26 protein-coding genes and 1 tRNA gene are annotated in these 26,748 nt (G+C 59.4%); 12 read left to right on the forward strand and 15 right to left on the reverse strand.

What is annotated here, in order from left to right; translation table 11 throughout:
- Positions 1-23: 23 nt before the first annotated feature.
- Positions 24-108: transfer RNA gene (locus IG629_RS03620), tRNA-Leu, on the reverse strand.
- An 86-nt stretch (positions 109-194) separates the two neighbouring features.
- Positions 195-1,136, reverse strand: coding sequence for a branched-chain amino acid transaminase (locus tag IG629_RS03625; RefSeq protein WP_193170627.1), 942 nt, complete (start codon positions 1,134-1,136; stop codon positions 195-197).
- 206 nt (positions 1,137-1,342) lie between these two features.
- On the opposite strand from IG629_RS03625, the gene IG629_RS03630 reads away from it, so the two are divergent.
- On the forward strand, positions 1,343-2,575 hold the full coding sequence (locus IG629_RS03630; RefSeq protein WP_226886421.1) for an MFS transporter: 1,233 nt from the start codon (positions 1,343-1,345) through the stop codon (positions 2,573-2,575).
- A 10-nt stretch (positions 2,576-2,585) separates the two neighbouring features.
- Here IG629_RS03630 and IG629_RS03635 read toward each other — a convergent pair whose 3' ends face one another.
- The 5 genes from IG629_RS03635 to IG629_RS03655 all read right to left on the reverse strand — a co-directional run bounded on the left by IG629_RS03635 (position 2,586) and on the right by IG629_RS03655 (position 7,682).
- The gene (locus tag IG629_RS03635) at positions 2,586-3,977 is read right to left on the reverse strand and encodes a hypothetical protein (protein WP_193170628.1); all 1,392 of its coding nucleotides are present in this window, start codon (positions 3,975-3,977) and stop codon (positions 2,586-2,588) included.
- A 6-nt stretch (positions 3,978-3,983) separates the two neighbouring features.
- Positions 3,984-5,102 carry a hypothetical protein gene (locus IG629_RS03640; protein ID WP_193170629.1) on the reverse strand — a complete coding sequence of 373 codons (1,119 nt, stop codon included), beginning with the start codon at positions 5,100-5,102 and terminating at the stop codon, positions 3,984-3,986.
- 123 nt (positions 5,103-5,225) lie between these two features.
- Positions 5,226-6,488, reverse strand: a complete 1,263-nt coding sequence (locus IG629_RS03645; RefSeq protein ID WP_193170630.1) for a hypothetical protein — start codon at positions 6,486-6,488, stop codon at positions 5,226-5,228.
- A gap of 54 nt (positions 6,489-6,542) precedes the next feature.
- Positions 6,543-7,148, reverse strand: a complete 606-nt coding sequence (locus IG629_RS03650) for an HD family hydrolase (RefSeq protein WP_319025002.1) — start codon at positions 7,146-7,148, stop codon at positions 6,543-6,545.
- Positions 7,149-7,535: 387 nt separating this feature from the next.
- Positions 7,536-7,682, reverse strand: coding sequence for a hypothetical protein (locus IG629_RS03655; RefSeq protein WP_193170631.1), 147 nt, complete (start codon positions 7,680-7,682; stop codon positions 7,536-7,538).
- A 49-nt stretch (positions 7,683-7,731) separates the two neighbouring features.
- Here IG629_RS03655 and IG629_RS03660 point away from each other — a divergent pair, with 49 nt between their 5' ends.
- Both IG629_RS03660 and IG629_RS03665 read left to right on the forward strand, forming a co-directional pair.
- Entirely contained in the window at positions 7,732-8,043 is a 312-nt protein-coding gene (locus tag IG629_RS03660; RefSeq protein WP_193170632.1) for a hypothetical protein, read from the forward strand.
- A 90-nt stretch (positions 8,044-8,133) separates the two neighbouring features.
- Positions 8,134-9,360 carry an MFS transporter gene (locus IG629_RS03665; protein WP_193170633.1) on the forward strand — a complete coding sequence of 409 codons (1,227 nt, stop codon included), beginning with the start codon at positions 8,134-8,136 and terminating at the stop codon, positions 9,358-9,360.
- On the opposite strand, the gene IG629_RS03670 is transcribed toward IG629_RS03665, so the two are convergent.
- The 3 genes from IG629_RS03670 to IG629_RS03680 all read right to left on the reverse strand — a co-directional run bounded on the left by IG629_RS03670 (position 9,323) and on the right by IG629_RS03680 (position 12,514).
- Positions 9,323-10,237, reverse strand: a complete 915-nt coding sequence (locus IG629_RS03670) for a DMT family transporter (protein ID WP_193170634.1) — start codon at positions 10,235-10,237, stop codon at positions 9,323-9,325. The genes IG629_RS03665 and IG629_RS03670 overlap by 38 nt on opposite strands.
- 30 nt (positions 10,238-10,267) lie before the next feature.
- Positions 10,268-11,185, reverse strand: a complete 918-nt coding sequence (locus IG629_RS03675) for a DMT family transporter (RefSeq protein WP_193170635.1) — start codon at positions 11,183-11,185, stop codon at positions 10,268-10,270.
- Positions 11,186-11,293: 108 nt separating this feature from the next.
- Positions 11,294-12,514, reverse strand: a complete 1,221-nt coding sequence (locus IG629_RS03680) for an SPOR domain-containing protein (protein WP_193170636.1) — start codon at positions 12,512-12,514, stop codon at positions 11,294-11,296.
- Between the two features lie 242 nt (positions 12,515-12,756).
- Between IG629_RS03680 and IG629_RS03685 the strand changes: the two genes are divergently transcribed.
- The 7 genes from IG629_RS03685 (at position 12,757) to IG629_RS03715 (ending at position 20,006) form a co-directional block, all read left to right on the forward strand.
- Entirely contained in the window at positions 12,757-14,385 is a 1,629-nt protein-coding gene (locus IG629_RS03685; protein ID WP_193170637.1) for an amidohydrolase, read from the forward strand.
- Positions 14,386-14,429: 44 nt separating this feature from the next.
- Positions 14,430-15,884: an amidohydrolase family protein gene (locus IG629_RS03690; protein ID WP_193170638.1), complete on the forward strand. Its 1,455-nt coding sequence runs from the start codon at positions 14,430-14,432 to the stop codon at positions 15,882-15,884.
- A gap of 11 nt (positions 15,885-15,895) precedes the next feature.
- Positions 15,896-17,341 carry a dihydropyrimidinase gene (hydA, locus tag IG629_RS03695; RefSeq protein ID WP_193170639.1) on the forward strand — a complete coding sequence of 482 codons (1,446 nt, stop codon included), beginning with the start codon at positions 15,896-15,898 and terminating at the stop codon, positions 17,339-17,341.
- A 51-nt stretch (positions 17,342-17,392) separates the two neighbouring features.
- Positions 17,393-18,340: an N-carbamoyl-D-amino-acid hydrolase gene (locus IG629_RS03700; protein WP_193170640.1), complete on the forward strand. Its 948-nt coding sequence runs from the start codon at positions 17,393-17,395 to the stop codon at positions 18,338-18,340.
- 110 nt (positions 18,341-18,450) lie between these two features.
- A complete protein-coding gene (locus IG629_RS03705; RefSeq protein ID WP_193170641.1) occupies positions 18,451-18,885 on the forward strand; it encodes a hypothetical protein in 435 nt (144 codons plus the stop codon).
- 2 nt (positions 18,886-18,887) lie between these two features.
- Positions 18,888-19,418, forward strand: coding sequence for a hypothetical protein (locus IG629_RS03710; protein ID WP_193170642.1), 531 nt, complete (start codon positions 18,888-18,890; stop codon positions 19,416-19,418).
- 90 nt (positions 19,419-19,508) lie between these two features.
- Positions 19,509-20,006: an SCO family protein gene (locus tag IG629_RS03715; RefSeq protein ID WP_226886422.1), complete on the forward strand. Its 498-nt coding sequence runs from the start codon at positions 19,509-19,511 to the stop codon at positions 20,004-20,006.
- A 12-nt stretch (positions 20,007-20,018) separates the two neighbouring features.
- Here the strand turns inward: IG629_RS03715 and IG629_RS03720 are convergent, their stop codons facing one another.
- Positions 20,019-20,633: a flavin reductase family protein gene (locus IG629_RS03720; protein ID WP_028464924.1), complete on the reverse strand. Its 615-nt coding sequence runs from the start codon at positions 20,631-20,633 to the stop codon at positions 20,019-20,021.
- A gap of 140 nt (positions 20,634-20,773) precedes the next feature.
- Here IG629_RS03720 and IG629_RS03725 point away from each other — a divergent pair, with 140 nt between their 5' ends.
- Together IG629_RS03725 and IG629_RS03730 are read left to right on the forward strand one after the other, a co-directional pair.
- Positions 20,774-22,033, forward strand: a complete 1,260-nt coding sequence (locus IG629_RS03725) for a TIGR04372 family glycosyltransferase (protein ID WP_193170644.1) — start codon at positions 20,774-20,776, stop codon at positions 22,031-22,033.
- Between the two features lie 47 nt (positions 22,034-22,080).
- A complete protein-coding gene (locus IG629_RS03730; protein ID WP_193170645.1) occupies positions 22,081-22,977 on the forward strand; it encodes an AEC family transporter in 897 nt (298 codons plus the stop codon).
- A gap of 78 nt (positions 22,978-23,055) precedes the next feature.
- Here IG629_RS03730 and IG629_RS03735 read toward each other — a convergent pair whose 3' ends face one another.
- Genes IG629_RS03735 through IG629_RS03750 form a run of 4 tightly spaced genes read right to left on the reverse strand, consistent with a single transcriptional unit; the run spans position 23,056 to position 26,643 of the window.
- Positions 23,056-24,192, reverse strand: coding sequence for an alcohol dehydrogenase catalytic domain-containing protein (locus IG629_RS03735; RefSeq protein WP_226886423.1), 1,137 nt, complete (start codon positions 24,190-24,192; stop codon positions 23,056-23,058).
- Positions 24,193-24,213: 21 nt separating this feature from the next.
- Positions 24,214-25,335: a CobW family GTP-binding protein gene (locus tag IG629_RS03740; protein WP_193170646.1), complete on the reverse strand. Its 1,122-nt coding sequence runs from the start codon at positions 25,333-25,335 to the stop codon at positions 24,214-24,216.
- Between the two features lie 35 nt (positions 25,336-25,370).
- Complete coding sequence (locus tag IG629_RS03745; protein WP_226886424.1) at positions 25,371-26,129, reverse strand: metal ABC transporter ATP-binding protein; 759 nt, start codon at positions 26,127-26,129, stop codon at positions 25,371-25,373.
- Between the two features lies 1 nt (position 26,130).
- Positions 26,131-26,643, reverse strand: coding sequence for a Fur family transcriptional regulator (locus IG629_RS03750; protein ID WP_319025003.1), 513 nt, complete (start codon positions 26,641-26,643; stop codon positions 26,131-26,133).
- Between the last annotated feature and the right edge of the window lie 105 nt (positions 26,644-26,748).

Consider the following 26,748-nt stretch of genomic DNA (forward strand, 5'->3'; position numbering starts at 1 on the left):
TGGCGCCACAGTACAGATTGGTATGGTGGCCCCGGAGGGACTCGAACCCTCACGTCCTAAGACTCGCGATTTTAAGTCGCGTGCGTCTACCAGTTCCGCCACGGGGCCGGTCGGTTACCAGATGCGGGATACCTACATTAAGGTGAACGCCGCGCCAAGCCGTTCCTGACGCGGCGGTATGGATGTAAGGCCGATTACTCGGCGGCCTTGGCGGCGCGGCCTGCATAGACGGGCAGGCGCCATTCGGGATGACTTTCGATCTTGCCTTCGCAGACATCGAAATAGGTCTGTTGCAGGCCCTTGGTGATCGGGCCGATAGCACCGTTGCCGACGGGCAGACGGTCGATCGAGAGAACCGGCGTTACTTCCCAGGCGGTGCCGCAGAAGAAGGCCTCGTCGGCGGCGGCGAGCTCGCTGCGGTCGATGTCTCGTTCGACCGTTTCGTAGCCGGCCTCGCGGGCGAGTTGCAGCGCGGTTTCCCGGGTTATGCTTTCCAATACGTCGCTTGAAGTATGCGGGGTGATGACCTGATTGCCGCGCACCATGAAGAAGCACATGCCGGGGCCTTCAGAGACTTTGCCGCGGCTGTTCAGGAAGAGGGCGGTGTCGTAGCCGTCGACCGTCGCCTGCACCGTGGCCAGCCGGCCGTTATTATAGTTGGCGTTGCACTTTACCCGCATCGGCATCGCGTTGTCCGGCACACGCATCCAGGAGCTAACCTGCACGTTCACGCCATTCAGTACGTTGGCAGAGCGTGGGCGCTCCAGCGCGGTGATGGCGAGGCCGACCGGGCCGCAGGCACCGGGGCCGCCCATGCCGGCGACATAGCAGGAGGTCATGATGTGCAGGTTAGTGCCCTTGAACCCGTTCGCATGGATTAGCTCGAGCGTCTTCTCGGTCACCAGCTTTGCCGGGATGGCATCCTCGAACCGCATGAAGCGCTGGGAGAAGTCCAGCCGGTCCATATGCTCGGCCATACGGAACAGGTAGAAATCCTCGTCCTCCGCATTCCAGTAGGCGCGCAGGCCCTCGAAGACAGTGGTGCCGAATTTGAAAGCGGCCGAGGCGACATGCACGGTCGCATTTTCCCAAGCCACGATTTCGCCATCGATGACGGCATATTTCGGCGTCGACATAGCCGGTTCCTTTCATCTTACCTTGAGGTGGGAAGCCGGTCTGCCAAGAGGCGCCGCACGCCTATTGGTAGTCTGCTCCCATGAATTGTTCTGGTGACAATCCGGCGTTTGTCGTGACATTCGCCCGATGTCATATTTCGAGCCTAGAGCGTAGCCGGGCAGGCCACAAGCGCCCACAGCTCCTTCGGTAAAAAGGGAATAGGCGAATGTCGGGTGCCAGCGAAAGCCAGGATTACAACATGCGGCTTGCCTATGTTGCGCTGCTTTGCGGCGGCATTATCGGCGCGCTTTCCTTCGGTATCCGGTCTGGTTTCGGTGTCTTCCTTCCGCCGATCACGGCGGAACTCGGAGTCGGCCGTGAGGTCTTTGCCTTTTCGCTGGCCATTCAAAATCTGATCTGGGGTGCGACCCAGCCTTTCGCGGGCGCTATCGCGGATCGCTATGGGCCGTTTCGGGCTATCTGCGGCGGCGCGCTGGTCTATGCCGCCGGTACCATTATGGTCGCCTTTTCCGCAACGCCGTCGATGCTGCATTTGAGTGCCGGCATGCTGGTCGGCGCAGGCCTCGCCGGCACCTCCTTTGGTATTATTCTGGGAGCGGTCGGTCAGCTCTTCCCGCCGGAGCGGCGATCCTGGGCCCTTGGTGTAACGGGTGCGTCCGGGTCTCTCGGTCAGTTCCTGCTGGTTCCGGTTGCGGGTAGTCTCGTCGCCAGCTTCGGCTGGCAGGACGCGGCACTGTTCATGGGACTCGGATCGCTGGTGATGGTGCCGTTGGCTATTGCCTTCTGGCCGGTGAAGGGAACCAAGGCGAATCCGCTTCCTTCGGGCCAGAGCCTCGGTCAGGCGCTGCGCGAGGCATTTGGCTATAAAAGCTTCTGGCTGCTGACGAGCGGTTTCTTTGTCTGCGGTTTCCAGGTCGCTTTTATTGCCGTTCACCTCCCGGCCTATGTGACCGATCTCGGAATGCCTGTCACGATCGGAGCCAGTGCGCTGGCGCTGGTCGGGCTGTTCAATGTTATAGGGTCCTACAGTGCAGGCGTGCTGGGCGGCAAGTTCTCGAAGAAGTACCTGTTGAACATGCTTTATCTCGGCCGGGCCGTGGTGATTGTGTTCTTGCTGCTGATGCCGCCGAGCGAGTTGATGATCTATGTCTTCGCGTCGGCCATGGGCCTGCTCTGGCTCAGCACCGTACCTCTGACGTCTGGGCTGGTAGGGCAGATTTTCGGGATGCGCTACATGAGCATGTTGTTCGGCATCGTCTTCTTCAGCCACCAGATCGGCTCATTTCTTGGAGTCTGGCTGGGCGGAATCGTATTCGACACGACCGGGTCCTACGATTTGATCTGGTATATCTCTATTGGTCTTGCGCTGTTCGCCGGCTTTATCCACTGGCCGATCCGTGAAGAAGCAATTGAGCGGGCTCCGGCGCCTGCGGAGTGAGGCTCCGGTCCTAATAATCCTGCAGCAGCTGTTCGCCTTCGAGGCGGAGCCGGTTCGCGATTTCGGGACCTAGCAACAGTTCAGTGACCCGGACCTGAGTGAACAGCTGGCGCTCTGCTTCTTCCGGGGAGAGGGCGGCAGAGTCCCGTTTTTTGAGCGCCACGAGTAGTTTCTTCGATTGTTCGGCAACGCTTTCCTCAAGTTCGGCAAGACGTCGGTTAACGTCCCGGTCGAGGCCCAGTTCGATTGCAAACCGGCTGGCGATCCGAAGTGAGATGATCCGGTCTTCAATGCCTTTCTGAGCGGCGCGCTGATCTCTGGCGCTGCCGTTGCCGCCGAGGCTATCCATGTTGGTGGCGGTAAGATTGTCTTGCGCTTCCAGCATTTCGCGACGGACGAGATCTGCCATCTCGGATTTTGTCCGAGCGAGCTGCCGGCTTTGCATGCGGGACCCGGTATTGCCGATAGCACTGGCGGCACCGACAACCTCTTTCACAGAGGCTTCGGCCTGAAGAGCCATATTCCTGCAGCTGGTCGACGAGTGAATCTTTTCCCCGAGGGTCCTGATTTTCTCTTCTGTCTGGCTGACGATCGCCTCGTTCGCGATATTGGTCACGGACGAGACATCCGCCAGCGTGCCTGCTTCCTCCACACGCTGCATGATCTCGACAATCATGGCCGGGTTTCGCAATCGGGCGAGAAGCACGAATACAACGAATTCGGCATTGGCCGGCCTCTGCCGGTGCACATTGTCCAGCGCAGTACGGATACTCTCGAGATTGGCGTTGGTGACATGGCTCATGCCGGTTGCCGGCAGAGCCTTGCGCAGTTGCATGACCGGAACGGCGACTTCCAGAACGCCCACGATCTCCAAGAGCGCGGAATAGAGGAACGGATCGCCAAGCTTTGCGATCAGTGCCTGTTTGGCTGTCTTGTTCTTTTCCGCCTCAACGACAACGCGGCGCAGCTGTCCTGACGCGTAGCGCCAGAAACCGGTGCCGAGTTCCATCATGGCCTTGTCACTATCCGCCTCGATCGCATTGAGATCTTGTTGGTAACGCTGAATGCGAGATGGTTCGGAGTTTTCCTGCAGAAGCTTATAGCAGGGGACGATGGCGGTGCGCGGTATCCGGCCGACCGGTTTGCGAGGCTCGCCCGTGGTGTAGAGCAGATCCGCAAAGGGTTCGGCAAAGAACCGGACCAGCGTGGCCTGTCGCTGTGGCTTCAGAATGGCAAGCCTGGGGCGCAACTGGTCCAGGATTTTGCCCACGGCCGGAGCTTTGGCCGGATCCTGGGCGCGGCGCTCCAGTTTGGCCACCAGTTCGGTCAAATCCTCTTCCGGAATCTTGAAGAGCTGGCCCTCGAGGTTGCCGAGGGGAATGTCGTTGGAATTAGTACTCATGCGCGGCTAACCAAGGCTCCGGGCGAGGACCTGTTCCTGCCGCAGCATACTTTCGAGACCGATATCGCTTTGGCTCCTCTGTTCGTTCCGCGCGGCGAGCAGACTCAGCCGTTTGGCGAATTCCATCCAGTGCGAACGGCGATCCGGCGCGACCTCATCGCGAGGCATAAGCGGTAATCCGGACAGTATCGTAGCGACGGTTTCGAGACGTTGATCGTGATCCCCATGCAACGCATTTTCCCACATTGCGAAGATGACAGGCCAGCCATCTTCCAACCAGGGAATGCGAACGCTCAATGCTTCCAGAGCGCCCTTTGCCTTATCCCAATCCTTAAGCGTGGACCGGGGATCATGCGCATATTCATCGGCTTCCTGGAACGCGTCATTCCAATTGCGGAGCGTTTCGGTGAGAACGTCAGGAATAAGAGTGGCCGGGTGATCGTCGCCAATTTCTCCGGTGCGCGTCCAATCTGCAAAAGATGTGAGGAAGTGCGACGCTTCGTCCAGTATCCGGCGATATCTGCCGCGCGGCCGGTGCCCTAGGACACCGAGCGCTTCAAGCAGATCACCCCATTCTGTCAGCACACGAGAGAGTGTCTGAGGGTCGATATTCTCCTTGCGGGCAATCCGGCCGAGCATGTTCTGAACCTGCTGTTGGCCGGAGGAGCTGGCGAGTTCTGCCAGGCCGATGTCCAGGGTATCCTCAAGGAAGGATTCCACCAGATGCTGTGTAAGGGCGAGGCTGATCCGGATCTGGTCTTCCGTGATCTTGCTGCTCGACTCAATAGCCGCCTCGGCAGCGTCCTCTCCAGCCAGCCCGGTCGCTGTGGCGTGAAGAACAGCTTCGCGCACCGTGTCGGGCGTGACGATCTCGATTCCGTTGATATATTGGTGCAGAACTCTATCAAAAACCGTCAGTTTGAAGGTTTCGGGGACAGCACTCCAGCCGATAACATAAACGCCGCGCCCGCCGGACAGGCCTGAAATCACCAACTCCAGCCGTCCGCGTTCGTCATTGCGAACCCGTGCCATCGCGACGCTGGGAGTCGTGAACGGAACGGCAACGCCACGCTCTTTGAAACTGGTGGGCCAGAAATGGGTCGCTGTTGTCGAGCCGTTCGTCATGCCTGTTTGTGGTTCCGTGCTCAGCCCCACCAATCGCACCCAAGATTGTGCGAATGTTACTTGTGGCCGATACTGTGAGGATTTTCAATGGAATTTCTTTGTTTTTTGAATAAAACCAAGACTCTATAAGTCATTAGCTCCTTGAGACTTGCTACTCACCGTAGAATCAATATTCGTCAGCATATCGTTCAGTTGCTCAAACCTGAGGGTGCCCCGGGTGCTTTGCGATAGACAGCGCTCGAAGATATTCCGCGTGTGCATCAATGCTGTACAGCAATAACCAAGTAGCCAGTATCGGTAGTGCGACGTAATCAGAAAATTACGAAATGCAATTGGATCTCCATCACTGATAAATTTTGTGTAGCATGTATCGAAATCTTTAAATATTTGATTAATATTAGCGAGCACGTTCAGTGTTTTTTTCAGGACCTGTTGCTTGAACATTTCCTGTTGTGGAAGAAAGGCGCGGTGTTCCCGGTGATCAATCGGAGTGGATTTTTCCGATTTTAGCCAACGGATTACTTCGGCAATCTTGGGTTTGTTGATTTCAAACTGATACTGGTAAAATGAAACTCCCTTCCAGGCGCTGAAGACATTCGCGACCTCCTTGCTGTCTATCTTGAAAGCCTGGATGAAAAGAGCGGCTTCCGGAATGGTCGGGTCCCAGATCGCGTCAATGAAACGCTGCGTCTTGGTCGTTTCGTTCGCATCGGCGCCGAGCGCCTTGTTGACGATAGGGCGTACCTTGTCGCGGATGACGGACTTGATGTTGTCTTCTTCCCCATCTCCCATCAACAGATAGGCCGGATTGCACACCACCTTGTGGCGCTCGAATGCGGTTTTCAGCAGGAACGGGTCCAGGGATGGAAGGTCATCGATCATTTGCAGAAAAGAGAAGTCCCGCTTCATCTCATCCGTCATGCCATTCTGGGCAATGCCGACATACCGTTGCAGGAGTTCCTCGGCATCTTTCTGCCGGAGATAGACCGCATACCCGCCTTCATGGGGCAGCTCTTCGTCATTCGGGATGTAGAGCGCTGTTTCGACCGGCCGGTCGTCCGACAGTGAGGCGGCCTTGTTCGAAAAATTGGTCGACGCGGCATCCGATACCTCGACCTTGAAGTTCGGATACTTGAAAATAATGATGCGGTTGAGACTGGGGATCTTGAAAAACGGATCTCCGGCTTCCCGTTTCCGGGTCAATTCATGGATGTTCCAGGTGACGCTGGGCGGGCCATAAATAATTTGATCCAGAATTGGCGATAGCTTGCGCTTTTTCTGCGGCTTTTCGTTTTTCTGTTCCTGCAACAGCATCTCGTACCCCTGAGAAATCCGGGATTCTTCCGCGACTTCATTTGCCCGTTTCGATTGTGCCGGAACGCGCATTCCGAATCCAGCGCGGGTGGTTGACTGATGAGCTGAGTTTGCCTCGTGAGCCGCCTAGCTACTGGGGCCACCCAGAATACGGAACCGCTTGATATAGGCTTGTTTTGCGGCCGTTGGCGAGATCGGTTCAATCACAACATCGAGCCCGGTTTTCGGTTTTCCGAAAATCTTATTCGCTTCCGGTAGAGAAAATCCGGCGAGCTGTGTTGCTTCAAGGTATGCCGCGATTTTATCGGCGCGTTTGATATTCTTGACGATGTCGGCGGGCAGGGCCGCTGGCAGGCCGAAGCGGAGATGGACCGCTTCTTCGAGCCGTTTTTCGACGCTTTTGTAATCGGGCCCGATGATTGCCTTGAACGGCGTGATCATATCGCCGATCACATATTCGGCGGCATCGTGCAGCAGGGCCGCGAGGCGCCATTTCAGAGCGAGATCCGGATAGAGCCTGTGCACGAGATTTTCCACCAGGACGGAATGCTCGGCAACGGAATAGGGCCAACGGCCATCGGTTTGTCCGTTCCAGCGCGCGACCCGGGAGAGGCCGTGGGCGATGTCCTCTATTTCAATATCCAGAGGGGACGGGTCGAGAAGGTCGAGCCTGCGTCCGCTGAGCATGCGCTGCCATGCCCGTGCCGGCGGCTTAGATTTAATGGATTTCACGAAGAACGCCCCTTTCCCGCTGATCGGTCTCGAGACCGGCGGCGTCTCAGATAGACGAGAAGCCCCAACCCGATCAAGGGCGGGGTGGTGCAGGCAAGCACCCGGTTGGCGGTCATGATGCTGCGGGACTGAAAATGCTCAAGCTCCATGATCAGAAGGCAGCGATCCTGTGCGTCCTGCTCTCGGTAACTGGCTTTGCATGTCTGCGTTCGAAGCAAATACGTTCGGTCCACCGGTGCCAGATCCCGATCCCAACGGTTCAGGAAGAAAATAGCGAGTGGGACAATCCAGATCAGGGAAGCCAGGGCCCAGATGAGTGAAAATCGGCTGAATATTGAGGGTATGTGCGGCATTTTCAAAATTCAGATAAATTAAAAACTATGAAAATCAAGATTTTGAAGGATTTTGTTCAGCTTTTGCTTTCTGTTCTGGTATTGTTGCTACCGAAAGAAAGTAGCACAATAAAAATGGAGATTTTACTGTGCATTTTAAGCCTTTTGCTAAAATCGCCTGTGTTGCTGTCGTTATGGTCACATGCGTCTCCGTTTTATCGGATGCAGCGCGTGCCTATGATCCCAGGGCGATGACCGGACCGGGTTTTCTCGCTCTGGCATCGGGCCGCATGATTTCCGGTTGGCTGAGCAACGGGAACCGTGCCTTTTACCTCAAGGTGGAGAAGGGCAAGGTCTACTCGATGCAGGTGCCTGCCCAGAACGGCTTCCCCGAAGTGCATGAGACCGGGACGGTCCGGCCGACCAAGGAGCATTATTGTCTGACACCCTATGGCGGTGCCAAAGAGCGGTGCCTGCGGGTCCGCTTGCTGGAAGACAATGAGTTCGAAAGCACCGACGATTCAGGGAACCGGATCGCCCGCTGGTGGTTGGCACAACAGTAATCCCGTTTCGGACGAGAGGGCGCGCTTGACCTCTCGTCCCGTCAGTTCCAGTTTGCAGATACTCATCAGTCTTTCCGCCTGGAACTTTAAATGACCGCCGAAACGCATGCTGCGCCGCCGGAAGGCGGGTCACTCGCCGATTTCAAGGTAATCGGCCTGATTGGCGTTGCGCATTTTTTCAGTCATCTCTTTATTCTTCTTCTGCCGCCGCTGTTTCTGACGCTCCGCGAGGAGTTCAGCGTCAGCTTTCTTGAGCTTGGGCTGATCATGACCGTGTTCAGCGGCGCCACGGCGAGCACGCAGCTTCCGTTCGGCTATCTGGTGGATAAGTTCGGAGCCCGCTGGATTCTGATCGGCGGCCTCGCGGCTGAATCTCTTGCCTTTATGATGATCGGGTTCGGGGACGGTTTCTGGGGCTTGCTTGCAATGATGGCGATCGCTGGCGTTGCCAACGGTGTCTATCACCCGGCTGATTACGCGATCCTGTCGGCCTCTGTTTCAGGGCCGCGCATGGGTCGGGCCTTCAGCCTGCATACCTTTGCCGGTTTCGCCGGTTTCGCTGTCGCACCGCCGCTGATCATCTTTTTGAGTGATGTCGCCGGTTGGCGTATGGCCCTTGTCGGCGTTGGCCTTGCCGGTCTTGCAACTGCCGCTGTTCTGTTGGTGTTCGCCGGCAGTTTGCACAACAAGCAGAAACCAGCGGCAGAGCAGGCTAAACCGGCCGATTCTTCCAGCCGGTCGCTGCTGTTCTCGTTCCCGATTCTGATGTGTCTCGGTTTCTACATCATGACGGCGCTTGGCTCTGGCGGACTCAACAACTTCCTGGTTTCCGCGCTCAACCTGTTACACGGCACGGCCCTTCCGGTCGCAACCGGGGCGCTGACAGGCTATCTCGTCGGTACCACTGTCGGGATCCTCTTCGGCGGGTATCTGGCGGACAAGACTTCCAATCACAATGTGATCGCGGCCTTCTGCTTCCTGGCGACGGCGGTGATGATTTCCATTGTCGCGCTTGTCGACATGGCCGAGCCGCTGCTGCTGGCATCGCTAACCCTGCAGGGCATTCTGCACGGCATGATCATGCCATCGCGCGACATGATCGTGCGCTCGGTCACGCCCGACGGGCAGTACGGCAAGGTTTTCGGCTTCGTCACCACCGGTTTCAGCATCGGCGGGATCATTGCGCCGATGATCTTCGGTTTCATTCTCGACAATGATCAGCCGGCACTTGTGTTCTATGCCATCGCCGGGTTCATGTTCCTGTCGATGTTCACCGTGTTCACGTCGGCTCGCTGGCGGGGACTTCGCTCGGCGTAGCCTGACGGATCCGGGTTTCCCTCAACCAGATATAGAGACCGGCGCCGATAATCAGGGCGGCGCCGACGCTGGTCCAGACATCGGGCAGGCTGTCGAATACGACCCAGCCCAGCAGCGTGGCCCAGAGCATCTGGATATATTGGAACGGTGCCAGCAGGGACGCGGCGGCGCAGCGGTAGCCATGCACCAGGCAAAACTCGGCCAGAAGGGCGAGAAGGCCGATCAGGACCAGGATCCCCCAGCTTGAGCCGGAGACGGCTGGCCATGTGCCGGCGAAGGGCAACAGCGTGGCGGAGCCGATGACGCCGGTAACGGCTGTCAGAAACAGGGTGGCGAGGGCCGGTGTCTCTTTCCCGGCATGCCGGGTCATCAGAGAGAAGGCCGAGAAACCAAATGCCGTACCGAGAACCATGAGATGTGCGGTGGTCAGCTCTTGCAGGCCGGGCCTCAGAATGATCAGCACGCCGACAAAGCCAGCCGCAACCGCGCTCCAGCGCCGGATGCCGACGCTTTCTTTCAGGATCAGTGCGGAGAGCCCGACGGTCAGCACCGGCGCCATGAAGCTGATAGCGGCGGCTTCTGCGAGCGGCAGGCTGGCGATGGCGCCAAAGAACAGGATGGTCGAGATAAACAGGAAACATCCGCGAATAGCCAGAAAGCTCAGTTTCGAGCCGCCGAGGAAGGTTCGGAAGCCGAAAAACGGGACAAGAACCAGCAGGAATGCCAGATGCGCGGCATAGCGGATGAAAGTGATGTGCTCGATCGCGAAAGTCTCGGCGCTCTGTTTCACCAGCGCATCCATGCAGGAAAACACGGTGAACCCGGCAATGATCAGGCAGATGCCGAGGGCAGGGCGGTGATGTTGAGCGCCTGACATGGTCTTTTCCGTCTTCTGTACGTTGGGAGTTTAGTGTTGTGCCGGGTGCTTGGGTTTGATCTGCCGTTCGCGGATCCAGACATAGAGACCGGCGGTCACGATCAGGGCTGCACCTGCAAAGGTCCAGACCTCAGGCACGTCGCCGAAAATGAAGTACCCGTATACCGTCGCCCAGATAATGACGGTGTAGTGGAACGGCGCCAGCAGTGAGGCGCTTGCGTACCGGAAGCCGAAGATCAGGATCTGGTGAGAGACGCCGCCTATGATGCCGATCACGATCAAAAAAGCCCACTCGCGGAGTGTCGGCGTTTCCCAATAAAAAGCAACCAGAATGCCGGTTCCGATAAAGCCGACCAGCGCAGTGTGGAACTGCATGGCGACAGGGTCTTCGGTACGATTGAGCGACCGCGTCATAAGGCCGAAAATGCTGAACATCGTCGCCATGGCAAGGACCAGGAAATAAGCCCAGTGGATTTCGTTAAACCCTGGCCGCAGTACGATCAGAACGCCGACAAAACCGATCCCGACGGCGGCCCAGCGCCGGATGCCGACCTTCTCCCTTAGGACAAAGGCGGATAGCGCGACGGTGATCAGCGGTGCCACGAAAGCGATGGCATTCGCGTCCGTCAGCGGTATCAGCGATATCGCTGTAAAGAAGCACATCGTGCAGCCGAGCAGCAGAAGCCCGCGGATGGTGACCTTGACCGGGCTTTTAACGTGGAATGTGCGGCGGACGCCGAGCAGCGGGAGCACCAGAACCATGCCGGCGAAATGGAAGAAATACCGGCCCCAGATGACCATTTCGACCCGGATTGTCTCGGAGGTGTATTTCGCCATCGCTTCCATCGTCGCAAACATGGATACCGCGACGACGATCAGCCCGATGGCGCGGGCCGGATTGCTGAGCCCGTCATTCTCGACGGCTGCGGGACTGTTTTCAGTTTTCATTGAGAGGACCCGCATGGAGAGACGCCGACCGCGCACTCGATGCTTATCCCGTCCAGTGAGGCCGTGCAATCATTCCCGGTGCGTGCCCGGCTGGGGTATACGCGAGACTTAGCGCGCGATCCTGACGGCCTGACAGAACTGGCGTTTGGCTTTCATGGCGCTACAGGCCTTCAGTGCGTCCGCCCGAGTCTTGAAAGCGGCGCCGACCAGCCGGACGAACGTGCCACGTCCGTCACCTGCATCGAATTCAACAGTCTTGAAACTGAGATCCTTCAGTTCGTTCGGATACCGCTTTTCAAGGGCGGACCAGCCGCGCCGGGCGCCTTGCATGGTCCTGTAGGATTCCAGATGGATACCGTATTTGCCGTCCGGGCTTGCTGTTGCCAGGGAGGTTTTCTGGTCGCCTTGATCGTCCGTTTTAGAGGCGGATTTCATTTCCGCCTCTGCCTTCGGAGGCATCATCTTGCCTTCGGACATGGTTTCCAGCTTGCCGACCACGGCCTCGAGCCGGGAGATCAGCATCAGCAGCCTGGCGTCTTCCGCCCCCTCATGCATCTTCCCGGGCTCTTTGGGCGCCCCCATCATTGCGTCCGGCTTCGCCATTTCTGCGTGGGTGCTGGAGGCAGGGGCGACCATATCGGTCAATTTGGCGGGCTGGTCGACGGTCACGGGCATTTCCGCCGTCCGGTTGTCGGCCAGGGAGACAGACATCAACTCCTTGCGTGAGCGTGAGTTCGCGAAGGTCCGCTCCCTCAGCACGTAATTTTGCGCCACCGGGGCGTAAAAGAGGCTGGTGTCGACGTTCTTGCGCTTGCAGTCGATCCGGTAGGTGGTGAAAGTTCCGGCCGGAACAGTGACGTCTTCCTGACCGGCAACGACGCAACGTACTTCATCGTCCCACCCGGTCGGCACTTTTTCGCTGCTGCCACGAATGCCGTAGGCGACGATATTGCCTTCCTGCAGCGGGAAGAGGGTGCCCGGATTACCGATGATATTTTGCCGACCGCGCCCCAGTTCGGGGTGAGAGGACCAGGACAGTTGCGGTGTGATGAGCTCGTTCGTCGTGGTCCAGATCAAACCGGAATCGTTGGTCCAGGTCACCCGGTCCGGCGTGACGCCGACCACTTGTTCCTGCACCACGTTTCCGTCGTCATTGAACACGTAGGTATCGCCGGGCTGGTACAGCGGCTGCGGAGCCGGCGGCAACTGCGCGAGCGGAGCCTTGGCGGGAAGAGTGTCGCTGTCACTGAATTCCGGCACCTCGAACGAGCAGGCAGACAGCGCCCCGACCAGAATTACAGGAACAAAGCGTCGGAACAGATGCCGCATCGCAATAAAATCGCCGCCGAAAAGGGGGAGTTAACCCCGGGTCAATAACTGGAAAAATATCCAATATCTTGGCGTTAGTGTCAACTGAACCCCAATATGATGTTGCTGTTTTCGGGTTGAGGAGAGCGTACTGACGGGGCGTTGACAGACCGTGTCTTCATCCGCAATCTTGACATCCCTCCCGGCAGGCTCCCCGCATCTCCTCAGGGTTCGAGCTGGCCAGCACCGAAAGGAATTGCGACATGGCGACGGCGAAAGCTGATCTGGTATTGCGTGGCGGCAAGGTGTTTCTCGGCCTGGGTGCCGGGTTCACCGAATCGGTCGCGATCTGGGGCGGTCGCGTCATCGCACATGGCAGCGATAGTGAGCTTGAAGGACTGATCGGTGCCGACACGCGCGTGATCGAATTGAACGGCCGTTTGGCTGCGCCGGGGCTGAACGATGCGCACCAGCATCTGATGATGGTCGGGCTCGGGCTCTCGGAGGTTGATTGCAAGACCGACACGAAGCTCCAGGCGATGCTGGCCAAGATCAAGGCGCGCGCCGACAAGGCCAAGCCGGGTGAGTGGATCTTCGGTCGTGGGTACGACCATTTCGAGCTCGATGCCAAGCGTCACCCGTTTCGCGAAGAGCTGGACATCGTTGCACCGAACAACCCGGTCTACGTCAAGCGCACCTGCGGCCATATGGGCGTCGCCAACAGCGCGGCGCTGAAGCTCGCAGGGATTGACGAGAGCACAGCGCAGCCGGATGGCGGCCATATCGAGAGCCAGAACGGCAAGCTCACAGGACTGCTGCAGGAACGGGCACAGGAAAAGATCACGGCCGTTCTCAGCGATTACAGTATCGATGCCCTAGCGGAGGGCGTCCGCATGGGCCAACAACACAACCTTTCGCTTGGCTTCACCAGTGTTACCGATCCGGGGGTCGGCCTGCGCCAGGGCTATGACGAGTGGCTGGCCTATCAGCAGCTCAAGCGCGAAGGCGGGTTTGGTCTGCGCATGCATCTGATGATGCTGGCGGGCGCCAGCGGCTGGCCGGACCGGGCCATCGATCTCGGCCTGATGACGGGTGACGGCGACGAGTGGCTCCGTGTCGGCCCGATGAAGCTTTTCACCGACGGCAGCGCTGGCGGCAAGACGGCGGCGATGTTCGATCCCTATCTCGGCGAACCTGAAAATCGCGGCATCATGATCTATGAAGATCAGCAGCTCTTCGACTATGTCCGCGACTATCATGACCGCGGCTACCAGGTCGCGACCCACGCCATAGGCGATCGCGCCATCGAGCAGATTCTGACCGCCTATGAATTGGCAATCGGAAACGATGTCGAGGCTCAGGGCAACCGCCGCCACCGGATTGAGCACTGCGGCTTCCTCAATGCCGACCAGCTTGCCCGCATGCAGCACATCGGCGTTTTGCCAGCCCCGCAATCTATCTTCATGTATGAGTTTGGCGATCTCTATGTGAACGTGCTGGGCGAGGAGTTGTCAGCCAAGGCCTATCCGTTCCGCTCTTTCCTCGATGCCGGTCTTCATCCGTCGGCCAGCTCCGACGCACCGGTGTCCAGTACCAATCCGTTCCAGAACATCTATTCGATGATTACCCGCAAGACCAAGCGCGGCACCCTTCTGGGCGGCAACGAGACGCTCACACTTGAAGAGGCACTGCATTGCTACAGCTATTGCGGCGCCTACGGGTCCTTCGAGGAAGAGATCAAGGGCACTTTGAAGCAGGGCCAGCTCGGCGATATCACGGTGTTCGACCGGGATCTGTTTGCCATCGAGCCCGAGGAAATTCTGGAAGCGTCGACGGATCTCGCCATCGTCGGCGGGGAAATCATGTTTGACCGGCAGGCCGAAGCCGCCTGACACGAAAGACGGGGCCGGGAAGGCCCGCGAAGGGGAACAGGGATATGTCGAAAACGACGCTCATTAAAAACGCCTCCTGGGTAATCGGCTGGGAAAAGGGCAAGAACGGCAGCGATGCCGGGCATCGCTTCTTCCGAAATGCCGACGTCGCCTTCAAGGACGGCATTCTGATCCATGTCGGTCCGGGTTATTCAGGCACGGCGGACGAGACCATCGACGGCAGCCGCATGATGGTGATGCCGGGCTTTATCAGCATCCATAATCACCCGACCTCCGAGCCTGGTAACAAGGGCCTGAACGAAGAGCTGGGTAGCCCTAAACTGGGGCAGAGCGGGCTTTACGAATATATGCCGGTCTTCCGGATCATGCCTGAAGCGGCGCCCTATACCAGTCGCTATGCTATTCACGAGATGCTGAAAAGTGGCGTGACCACCTATGCAGATCTGTCCGGCGCCCGGGAGAACTGGGTCGACGAGGTTGCCGAAACCGGCATTCGCGGCGTGCTTTGCCCGATGTATCGCTCTGCCGCATGGTCCACGAAAAACGGCCATTCGGTCGTCTATGACTGGGACCCTGAAGCTGGAGAGCGCGGCATGGAGCGCGCCATCGAGATTGTCGAGGAAGCGGATCGTCATCCGTCGGGCCGGATGTCCGGCATGATGGGGCCGTCCCAGATCGATACCTGCACGCCGGAGCTGATCCAGGCCTCCCATGCGGAAGCCAAGAAGCGCGGTATCAAGATGCAGATCCACGCGGCCCAGAGCGTGGTCGAGTTTAACGAGATGACCCAGCGCCACGGCCTGACGCCGCTTGAGTGGCTGGACAGCATCGGCGTGCTCGATGAAGACACCATCATCGGCCACTGCATCTTCCTGAACGATCACCCCTGGCTGCACTGGCCGCAGGCGGATGATTTCAATCTGCTGGTGAAATCCGGCACATCTGTCGCCCATTGCCCGACGGTCTTCTGGCGACGCGGTATCGCCATGAACAATGTCGGCCGCTATGTGAAGGCGGGTATTCCTCTTGGGCTTGGCACCGACACCTTCCCGCATAATTTCATCCACGAGATGGAAGTCGCGATGATCGTCGGCCGGATCATGTCCGGGGACTTTACCAACGCTTCGACGGAAGAGATCTTCGACGCTGGGACCATCGGCGCCGCCAAGACGCTTGGCCGCACCGATATCGGTCGGCTCGAAGTCGGTTGCAAGGCGGACATGGTGCTGGTGGATCTCGACCATGCCTACATGCAGCCGGTCCGCGACCCTCTGCGCAGCCTGCTCTATTCCGCTGGTGACCGGGCGGTGAAGCATGTCTATGTCGACGGCACTCAGGTGGTGCGTGACGGCGAGGTAATCACCATCGACGTTGCCGAGGCGGCGGCCAAGATGACCGAATACCAGCAGGTCACCATGTCCAGCGTGCGCCAGCGGGACTGGGCACAGCGCCCGGTCGAGGAGCTGTCGCCGCTGAGTTATCCGGAAGCGGCGAATTGAGGAACGGGCCTATGAGTGAATTTGATCTGGTTATTCGCGGCGGCACGGTCGTCAATGCCTCAGATACGGTGAAGGCCGATGTAGGTGTTCGGGACGGGCGGATCGTTGCCCTGGGCGAAACACTGGGCGCGGGCACGAAGGAGCTGGATGCATCCGGTAAGCTCGTCATGCCCGGAGGCGTCGACAGCCATTGCCATATCGACCAGCCCTCCAGCACCGGCGGCCGGAATGCGGAGACCTTCGAGACCGCGACCCGGTCGGCGGCCTGTGGCGGCACCACCTCCGTGGTTTGTTTTGCTCCGCAGCAGAAGGGCGTCGGTCTGGCCGAGGGCGTTGCCGCCTATCACGAGCGCGCCAAGTCAGCTTGCATCGATTACAGCTTCCATATCGTTATCAACGATCCGAACGATGAGGTTGTCGGCAAGGACCTGCCGAAGCTGATCGGGGAGGGACACCGGTCGATCAAGCTGTTCATGACCTATGCCAGCAACAGGGTCGATGACGGGCAGATCCTGCGCATTCTGGAAGTGGCGCGGCGGAACGAGGCGCTGGTCTGCGTGCATGCCGAGAACCATGACGCCATCATGTTCATGACCCAGAAGCTGCTGGCGGCAGGGCATAATGGGACGAAGTATCACGCCTGGTGCAAGCCGCCGCTGGTCGAGCGCGAGGCGACCTACCGGATGATCGCTCTGGCCGAACTGATGGATCAGCCGATCCAGATCTTCCACGTCACCTGCGGTGAGGCAGCGGAGGAAATTCGCCGGGCCCAGCAGCGCGGCCTGAAAATCTTCGCCGAAACCTGCCCGCAATATTTCGTCCTGACTGAGGAGGATCTCGACCGGGACGCGCGGGAAGGGGCGAAATATCTCTGCTCCCCGGCACCGCGCACCAAGGCGGAGCAGGAAGCGCTCTGGGATTACGTGAAGTCCGGCACGCTCGGCAATGTCACCTCGGACCACGCGCCCTATAATATCGGCGATCCGGACGGTAAGTTCTGGGCTGGAGACAATGCGCCTTTCAGCTCCATCGCCAATGGCGTGCCGGGCCTGGAAACGCGGATGCCGATCCTGTTCCACGAAGGCGTGGTGAAAGGCCGGATCGACCTGCAGGAATTCGTCGCCATTACCTCGACCAACGCCGCCAAACTGTTCGGCCTGCACCCGCAGAAAGGCACGGTCTCGATTGGTGCCGACGCGGATATCGTGGTCTGGGACGCGGAGAAGAAAACCACCATCAGCCAGGACATCCTGCATCACGCCACGGACTACACGCCCTACGAAGGTATGCAAGTCACCGGTTGGCCAGCGGCCACGGTCGCACGCGGGTCCGTTGTCTGGAAAGACGGCGAGGATTTCTGCGAGCCGGGCTTCGGCAAGTTCCTCGCACGCGCGCCCTACGACTACATCAAGCCACGCGGCATCTTCCCGACACCGTTCAATCCCGTGGCGGATTGAAATTTGATATAGTCCGAATAAAACCCAAGGAACTTGAACAGGAGAATCCCCGTGTCCCGCATCGTTACCATTGGCGCCGCCCAGCTCGGCCCGATCGCGCCGGATGAATCCCGCGCCAGTGCCGTCAACCGGATGATCGAGCTGCTGAAGCAGGCGGGCGACCGCGGCTGTAATTTTGTCGTCTTTCCCGAACTTGCCCTGACCACCTTCTTCCCGCGCTACTACGAGGAAGACATCTCGAAAATGGATCACCATTACGAGCGGGAAATGCCGAGTGCGGAAACGCGGCCGTTGTTCGAGGCGGCGGCGGAGCGGGGGATCGGGTTTTATCTCGGCTATGCGGAGCTGACGCCGGATGGGCATCGTTACAACACGGCGATCCTGGTGGACGAAACCGGCAAGATCACGGGCAAGTACCGAAAAGTCCATCTGCCGGGGCACTCCGAATACGATCCGAACCGGCCGTGGCAGCATCTGGAAAAACGGTATTTCGAGCCGGGCGATCTCGGTTTCGGGGTCTGGCGTCAGCATGGCGGCATCATTGGCATGGCGATCTGCAACGATCGGCGTTGGCCGGAAACCTACCGGGTAATGAGCCTGAAGGGCGCTGAGGTTATCGTGCTTGGCTACAATACGCCGGACGTGAACACGTCGGCCTTTGAGCCGAACCATCTCCGCATGTTCCACAATCATCTGACCATGCAGGCCAATGCCTATATGAACTCCGCCTTCGTGGTCGGCGTGGCGAAAGCCGGGATGGAAGATGGCTGCATGCTGATCGGCGGGTCCTGCATCATCCAGCCCTCGGGCGAGATCGTTAGCCAGGTCTCCTCCGTCGACGATGAGCTGATCACCTATTCGGCGGATCTGGACCTCGCCAAGATGGGCAAGGAGACGGTGTTCAATTACGCCAAGCACCGGCGGATCGAGCATTACGGCAATATCACCGCGCAGACCGGTGTGGAGCTGCCGCCGGAGCTTTCCGAGGCGGCCGAATAGGTCTCACGACCTCGTCAGCGCGGGTGAGGCGGACTTGGCGCTATAGTGAGAACGCTATAGACCGAAAGTCCGCCCGCCGATGCGGGGGAGAAACAAGCGCCGGAGTTGTCATGCCGCGGTTTGTCCGCCCCTTCCTTATGGTCCTGCTTCTGGTCTGTACACTCTTGCCGGAAGCGCGCGCCGACGCCGTGAAGCGGATCCGGGTCGAGGGCGAGCTGATCGATACCTGGTGCTATGTCACAGAGATCATGTATGCCCGAGGCTCGGCGCATTTCCAGTGCGCCGTCTGGTGTGCGGTCGGCGGAATCCCGGTCAGCATCCGTGCCGATGACGGCACGCTTTATGTCGTGCTCCGGGTCGAGGATGACAGCCAGAACGTCTCCAACCCGGCGATGATCCGGATCCAGAGCCATCAGGTCACCGTCGATGGCGATCTGATCGAGCGGGACGGAGTGAAATACCTGCTGGTCACCCAGGTTGCCGACGACAAGGGCATCGTCGATCTGACGCACGAGAAATACGGTATCCAGCCATGGGGAATGTGAGAATGGGGCGGTTTCGCTCTCTTGCTGTTGCCGCCGCGCTTTGTCTGTCGGCCGCTTCTCCATCCTTCGCAGCTCAGAAATGGGGCATCGATGGCGAGATGGTCGCGCAGTTCGAGGCAAAAGTGGTCGATCTGCTCTGTGAGCTGCGTGGCGATTGTCCTGAGGCCTGCGGCGGCGGCAAGCGCCAGCTCGGATTGGTGCGGGACGACGGCACGTTGTTGCTGGCGGTGAAAAGTAACACCCTGTTCGCCGGGGCCACGCTGGATCTTCTGCCTTATTGCGGGCAGCGGGTTGAGGTCGATGGTCTGATCATCTCCCATCCCGCCATGGTGATTTACATGCTGCAACGCCTGCGCAAGCCGGGCGCCACGGACTGGGTGCGGGCCACGGCCTTCGCGGAGGACTGGAAGCAGCGTAACAAGACTGAGGATGCGAAACGCTGGTTCCGACGGGACGGCATGGCCAATGATGTGATTGGCACCTTCGGCAAGGTCGGCCGCCCCGATATCGTCCCCCCGCCGCCCGTGCAATAACCGATGATCTTCGTTCGGTTTTTCTCGGCCGGTTTTCTGTTGCTCGCTGCTTTGCTTTCAAGCCTGCCGGCGGGGGCTGGATCCTTGCGCTTGCCGACCTTGTTCGGTGGCGCGTTCCATCTTATCGACGAGCAAGGACAGCAGGTTACGCCGGATGTCTATGCGGGCAAGTTCATGCTGGTCTATTTCGGCTACAGTTATTGCCCGGACATTTGCCCGACCGACCTGACGATCATGGCAGCAGCACTGGATTCATTGGGGGAGGGCGCGGCCCGGATACAGCCACTGCTGATCTCGGTCGACCCGCGCCGAGACACACCGGAGGCGCTCCGAGAGTTCACCGATGCTTTTCACCCCAACCTGATCGGGCTGACCGGGACGGAAGCGCAAGTGGTGGCGGCGGCGAAGGCTTACAGGGTGCACCGCCGGAAATTCCAGCTCGACGGCATGTCCGGCGACGACTATCTCGTCGACCATTCAACGCTGACCTATCTGATGGGCACGGACGGGCGCTTCCTCAGCATGTTTCCGCGCGGCACCACGTCTGAGCGGATGGCGGAAGTGCTGAGGAAGTATCTTTCGAACTAAGTTCGGTCCGTCTTAATCCGGGCGGTTCATCTCGAAGACTTCACCGACGGCACAATAATCCATGTAACCGAGGCGGCCGACCGGCTGGTACTTGGTCACGTCGATGCGGCCATCGGCGACATATTTCTCGTCGATATGAATACCGACAACTTCGCCGAGAATCATTCGATTGACCACGGTGTCGCTGACGGACGGTAGCTCGATTGTTTTCAGGTACTTGCACTCGAGATGCACCGGCGCGTCCTTGACCCGGAGCGGTTTGATGAACTGCGACGGTATTCCTTCGAGGCCGGCATGCTGCATCTCGTCGGTGCCGTGCGGGAAATGGATGGCGGTCTGGTTCATCTGCTGCGCCTGAGCCTTGCCGACGATGTTGCAGACAAACTCGCCGGTTTTTGCTGCGTTCAGGGCACTGTCCTTCGGCGAGCCGTCCGGGCGGGAGCCGCTGGAGAAGATCACGCAGGGCGGGGCCCAGGAAACAGCATTGAAGAAGCTGTAGGGAGCAAGGTTCGTGACGCCGTTCTCGTCAATGGTCGAGATCCAGCCGATCGGCCGCGGCGAGATGGTCGCCTTGAACGGATCGAAGGTGAAACCGTGGTTCTTGTGATCGCCGGGCTCGAAAAACATGTACATGTTCCCTGTTCTTAACTTTTTTCGTTCCAGCGGAATGCCACAAAGCCCCCGGCCGTGCAACGCTGGGCGGTCGCACGGGTGCCATTCCCTAGGGTCGCGGATCATGCTACCGCAAGGTCTGGAGAGGAGCACCGATGACCTCATCGCCGGAAGATGACAAAGCCCTGCTGGAAAACCTTCGTGCCGAGTTCGGCAAGAAGGAGACCATGGAGCGATTGTTTCATACGGTCATTCCGCATCTGGAAGAGGGCAAGCGGACGCTGGTCTATATCCTGGCGCAGGTCGACCGGATCGGCCATGCGGCCATGGAGCCGTTCTTCCTGAAGACTCTTTTCGGCCCGCACTATGACCGGATCGTTCTGATTACGGGGCAAGGTGAGGGACCTGGCTATAATCCTTTCATCCTGCAGTGCCCCGGGCCGGAGTTCGTGCATGTGCCGACATCCGATGCGATCCTGCCTCTGCTGGGGTTCCTCGACGGCGGGGTGCATGACCTGAAGCTTTTTCATCTCTGCCTTGCCTCGCCGCAACGTGTCATCCGTGACTTCGGGCGCCATGCGACGACGGGCGGAGAGATCCGCTATTTCGAATTGCCTGACACAATCCGCGAGACCGGTGAGGCGTTCCTCGATGAGGCAGGCATGCCGGAGGGCACGCCTTTCGTTGTCCTGCATGCCCGCGACATGAGCTATCTGCCGGAAAAGGCGCACCACGCTTTCCGCTGCGCTGATATTCGGACCTACGAAGGTGCGGTCCGGCGGTTTGTCGAAGCAGGCTACTGGGTTTTCCGATTGGGGGACCGTGGCGGTGTTCCGCTGGAGGGGTATCCGGAACAGGTCGTCGATCTGCCCCGCCATCCCGGCTACAGTCAGGCGTTGGACGTGTTCCTGTCCGCCCGTTGTGCCTTTGCGTTCAATCAGGCCTCCGGGCCGGAAGCACTGGTCCGGGCCTTCGGCCGGCCCGCCGCGACCGCGAACCTGGTCTATGAGTTGTTACGGCTGCCGATGAAGGACGATCTGTTGCTGTTCAAGCATTATCTATCGGCCAGTACTGGCGAGCCGTTGTCATACTCGGAGATTCTCGAGCTCGGACTTCCCGCTATCGGCAAGGGAGAGGATTTCGAGGCGAAAGGCGTCGTGATCCGCGAGAACAGCTCCGAAGAACTCTCGGAACTTGCAGAGATCATGATCAGACGGGATCTTTCGGGGGAGGCGCCAGAGTTGGCCGCCGATCGGCTGGTCCTGTTCCGCACCCTTGGCCGGAATTACGAGCAGAAGTTGATCGCCGATCCGGCCATGCAGACCGACAATCTGGACTTCTACGCCTATGCGCATGAATTCGGGCGGCCTGCGCCATCCGTACTGCAGCGCAAAGGATTTCTGGACCGTTCCTGAGCGCTGGTCTATCACCGTCGCGCCCCGCCACCCACGGAACCGCCTGCATGCTCTATCAATTGTTCACGATTATCGTGCCCGTCTTTATTTGCGCCGGCATCGGTTATCTCTGGGCGCGCCTGAAGCTGCAGTTCGATAACGAGACCATCACGTCGCTTGTGACTCTGGTCGGAACGCCCTGCCTGGTTTTCGGCACGCTGGTCGGCCTTGATCTGTCGATGGAGCCCCTGTTCCGTCTCGGGGCCGGGAGCGCTCTGGTGACCGCTGTCACGGTTGCTGTCGTGGTACCGGTCCTGTTCCTGGCAAAGAAATCCGTGCGGGCCTTCCTGCCGGCCCTGATGTTCCCGAATGTTGGCAATATCGGCCTGCCGCTTTGCCTGTTTGCCTTCGGGCAGGAGGGGCTCGCGCTGGCAATTTCCTATTTCGCCGTGCAGGCCGTGTTGATGTTCACCGTCGGCGTTGGGGTCGCGTCCGGCCAGTTCGGTCTCTCCTCGCTAACCCGTAATCCGATCATCTACTCGGTCGCCGCCGCGCTCGTTTGCATCCTTGCGGATATTGATGTGCCAAAATGGATCATCAGCACGGCGGACCTTGCCGGGGGCATGTGCATTCCGCTGCTCTTGATCGCGCTGGGCGTCTCGCTTGCGAAGCTCCGGGTTTCGAACTTGCTGGAAAGCTTTGGGATAGCGGCGCTGCGCTTGATTGTCGGTTTTGGCTCGGGCGTTCTCGGCGTCTGGGTATTGGGAACCACGGCGATGGAAACAGGGGTGCTGATCCTGATGTCGAGCATGCCCGTCGCGGTTTTCCCCTATCTCTTCGCCGTTCGCTACAACCGGGAGCCGGAAACCATTGCCGGCTGCGTCATCGTCTCCACGATCATCGGTTTCGTGACCATGCCGGGGCTGCTCTATCTGGTCTTCCAACTTTCCGGCACCGCCGGTTGATAGTGGTTATTTTTAACCGCCTCAGAAATTCTAAAAGGATTACGGCCAATAGGATGGTGATCGGATATTTCCGATTTTTCAACTTTGCGGCGAAAGGATCTGACGGATTGCGATACCGTCTTCCATGTTGTCGAGGGCCTGGTTGACTTCCGAGAGTGGCAGGCGGTGCGTGATCAGTTCCTCTACCGGGAGCAACCCGCGCTGGTGCATAGCGATGAAGCGCGGAATATCCGTACGCGGGTTGCAGCTTCCGACATAGGAGCCTTTGACTGTCTTGGCTCCGGTGACGAGCGCAGCGACGTCGAGCTGGAACGGTGTCTTAGGGTCGACCAGTCCGACCGAAACAACGGTGCCGCCCCGCCGCGCACTGTCATAGGCAATTTCAAACGCGCCGAGTTTGCCTGCGGTCTCGAAAGCGATATCAACGCCTCCACTGGTGAGGGACAATACTTCTTCGGCGGCGCTGCGGTCGGCGGAACAGATCGTTTCGCTGGCACCAAGCCGGGTCGCATGGGTGAGCTTTGCCGGATCGGGATCAACGGCGATAATCCGTGACGCGCCTGCTGCACGGGCACCGAGCAGGGCGCTGAGGCCGACACCGCCGGCTCCGGCAATGACGACAGTATATCCGGCCTTGATCGCGCCGGTATTGAGAACCGTTCCCGCTCCGCACATTACAGCGCATCCGAACAGTGCGGCGATGTCCAGCGGCAGATCGTGCGGAACCGGGACCACGGATTTCTCCGAAACAAGCGCGTATTCGGCAAAGGCTGACAGGCCCATGTGATGATGCACGGGCGCCCCGTCGACCGATAGGCGCGGGCCGCCGGAGAGCAACTCGCCCTTGCGATTGGCGGCGAGGCCGGGACCGCAAAGATGAGCCTCACCATCAAGGCACGCCGGGCAGGCGCCGCATTGCGGCTGGTAGACCAGCACGACCGGATCGCCTGGGAAAACTGATGCGACTCCGGGGCCGACAGCTTCCACCGTGCCGCTTGCCTCATGCCCGGGGACTATTGGCATTGGCCAGGCGCGGACACCATTGATCACGGAGAGATCAGATCGGCACAGGCTGGCGGCTGCGATCTTCACGAGCACCTCGCCTGCGCCCGGTTCTGGGACGCTTACAGTCTCGAGCTTGAGCGGTTTGTGCTCGGAATAGGGGCGTGCGGGGGCCGGCGCACGCAACAGGGCCGCTTTGAAGCTGATCGACATGGAGTTTCCCGTTGATTGCGGTCAGGCGAATTCGAGCGCGAGATATGAGTTCATCACGCTTTCCATGGTTTTCTTTTCCAGATCCCTGACGATGAAAACGAGGCGGGAACGGCGATCCTCGCTCGGCCATTTCTCGATCTTTGCCGGAGGGTGGAACATGTGCTGGACGGCATGCACGACGACCGGCTGGTCGTCATCGAGTTCCTTCAGGTTTAGCAGGCCCTTGATGCGCAGGATGTTGGCGCCATGGGTCTGGGCCATCATATCCAGCGCGCCGGCGATCCGGTTCCATTCCAGAGGCTCGTCGAAATAGAGCACGAAGGAATGAATGTGATCGTCATGCCGGCTGACATCGTGGTGGTGCCCGTGGTCGTGATTATGGCCATGATCTCCGTCATGGGTATGTTCATGATCATGTCCGTGATCGTGATGATGCACATGGCCCTCGGTCGCCCGGTAGGCTTCCTCGCGCAGCCACTGGCCGACATCCGCGCTTTTGGTCTTGGGGTTATAGAGTCCGGCATCGAACAGGACTGACGGAGCGACGTCTCCCTGGACGGCCTTGATGACGGGGGCCGCGGGATTGAGCTCGTAGAGCCGTTTTTCAACGGCGGTAACCGTCTCGGCATCCGTGACGTCTGTCTTGGTCAGGACGATACGGTCGGCGACGGCTGCCTGCTTTATGCTTTCGAACTGCTTGTCGAACTGCTCCATCGCGTGATGAGCGTCGACCACTGTGATCACGCCGTCGAGCCGGAAGCGGGTTACAAGGAACGGATCGGCCATCATGGTGTGCAGGATGGGGGCCGGGTCGGCGAGCCCGGTCGTCTCGACCACGATGCGATCGAAATCAGGGATATTGCCCTTTGCCCGGTCCTTGAACAGACGCTTCAGCGTGTCGACAAGATCGCCGCGCACGGTGCAGCAGAGGCAGCCGCTGTTCAGCAGCACCACATCCTCGTTCGACTCCATGACCAGCGCATCGTCAAGCCCGACCTCGCCGAACTCGTTCACGATGACGGCGATCCGGTCCATCTCCGGGTGATGCATCAGCTTCGACAGCAGGGTGGTTTTGCCGCTGCCGAGAAATCCGGTGAGGATGGAGACCGGAAGCCGGTCCGGCTCGCTTGTCGTGCTTGTCATTTTAATACTCGTGGGTCGGTGTCAGTGTGGGCGGATCAGTGATGATGGCCGCAATCGGGGCCGTGTTCATGGTCATGGGTGTGATCGTGGTCGTGACGATAGGGCACCACGGCGGCTTCGTCCAAGCGTCCGAACAGGGCGCGGAAACTCGGGCTGCGCTCGACTTCGGCCGGATGGCCGGTGCAGCAGACATGGCCGTTGAGGCAAAGCACCCGGTCCGTGCCGCGCATGACCAGATGCAGGTCGTGCGAGACCATGATCACGGCAGCACCGGTTTCCTCCCGGATTGCCCCGATCAGGCGGAACAGCTCCGACTGGGCGGCGACATCCATGCCCTGGGTCGGTTCGTCCAGAACCAGGAAGTCCGGTTGCTTCATGATGGCTCGGGCGAGCAGCACGCGTTGGGTCTCGCCGCCGGAGAGACCGGTGAGCTGCTGGTCGAGGAGGTGGGTGATGCCGGTCCGCTCCGCTATCTCGGTAACCCGGCCGCGTGCGGATTTCATGCCGAGCGAGAGAAAGCGCCGGGGTGTCAGCGGCATGGAATTATCGAGCGCGAGCTTCTGCGGCACGTAGCCGACGCTGGTGCCAAGGGTAAGTTTTGCTGTGCCGCTGTCGGGTATGAGTAGTCCGAGAATAACCCTGAGCAGGGTGGTCTTGCCGCCGCCGTTCGGGCCAATCACGCTCATGATCTCGCCACGGCCGAGGCTGAAGCTGATTTTGTCCAGAACAGTGCGCCCGCTTCTAAGAACGGTGAGATCGGATACTTCCAAGAGCGCCGGGGCGGCTTTCAACATATCAGGCCGCCTGGGACTTGCAGGACGGGCAGAGGCCTTCGATCTCGACAGTGCTGCTTCGGGCTTCAAACCCGTGCTTGCTGGCCAGGGTCTTGAGAAGATCGCTGAGTTCACCATCCTCGATCTCAAGAGCCGATCCGCATTCCCGGCAGATCAGAAAGCCGCAATCGTGGCTCCCCTCCGGGTGGCTGCAGCCGATATAGGCGTTCTGGGATTCAACCTTGTGCACAAGCCCTTGTTCCATCAGGAAATCGAGCGCCCGGTAGACGGTCGGCGGAGCCACCTTGGCACCCGGCTTGCCGTCTTTCTCCGCATCCCGCTGCATTTCCGACAGGATGTCATAGGCGCCGACTGGCGCATGACGTTGCCAAACAAGCTCCAGCACCCGCCGACGGGCCGGGGTGATCCGGACACCGCGTTCGGCGCAGAGCCGCTCAGCGGCGCCGAGGGCGTCGTTCATGCACCGGCCATGATCATGGTCCGGTTTTGGAAAGCTGTCGCGGGCATGTGCCAAGGTCTGGGATCCGTCGCTCTCGAAGCTGCTTCACTGCAATAGTATAATGTTTCATATGCACGATCCAAGGCCCGGCAGTGATCCGGACTTTTATTTTGGTCGTAA

It is taken from the genome of Nisaea nitritireducens, assembly GCF_014904795.1.
GTDB lineage: Bacteria > Pseudomonadota > Alphaproteobacteria > Thalassobaculales > Thalassobaculaceae > Nisaea > Nisaea nitritireducens.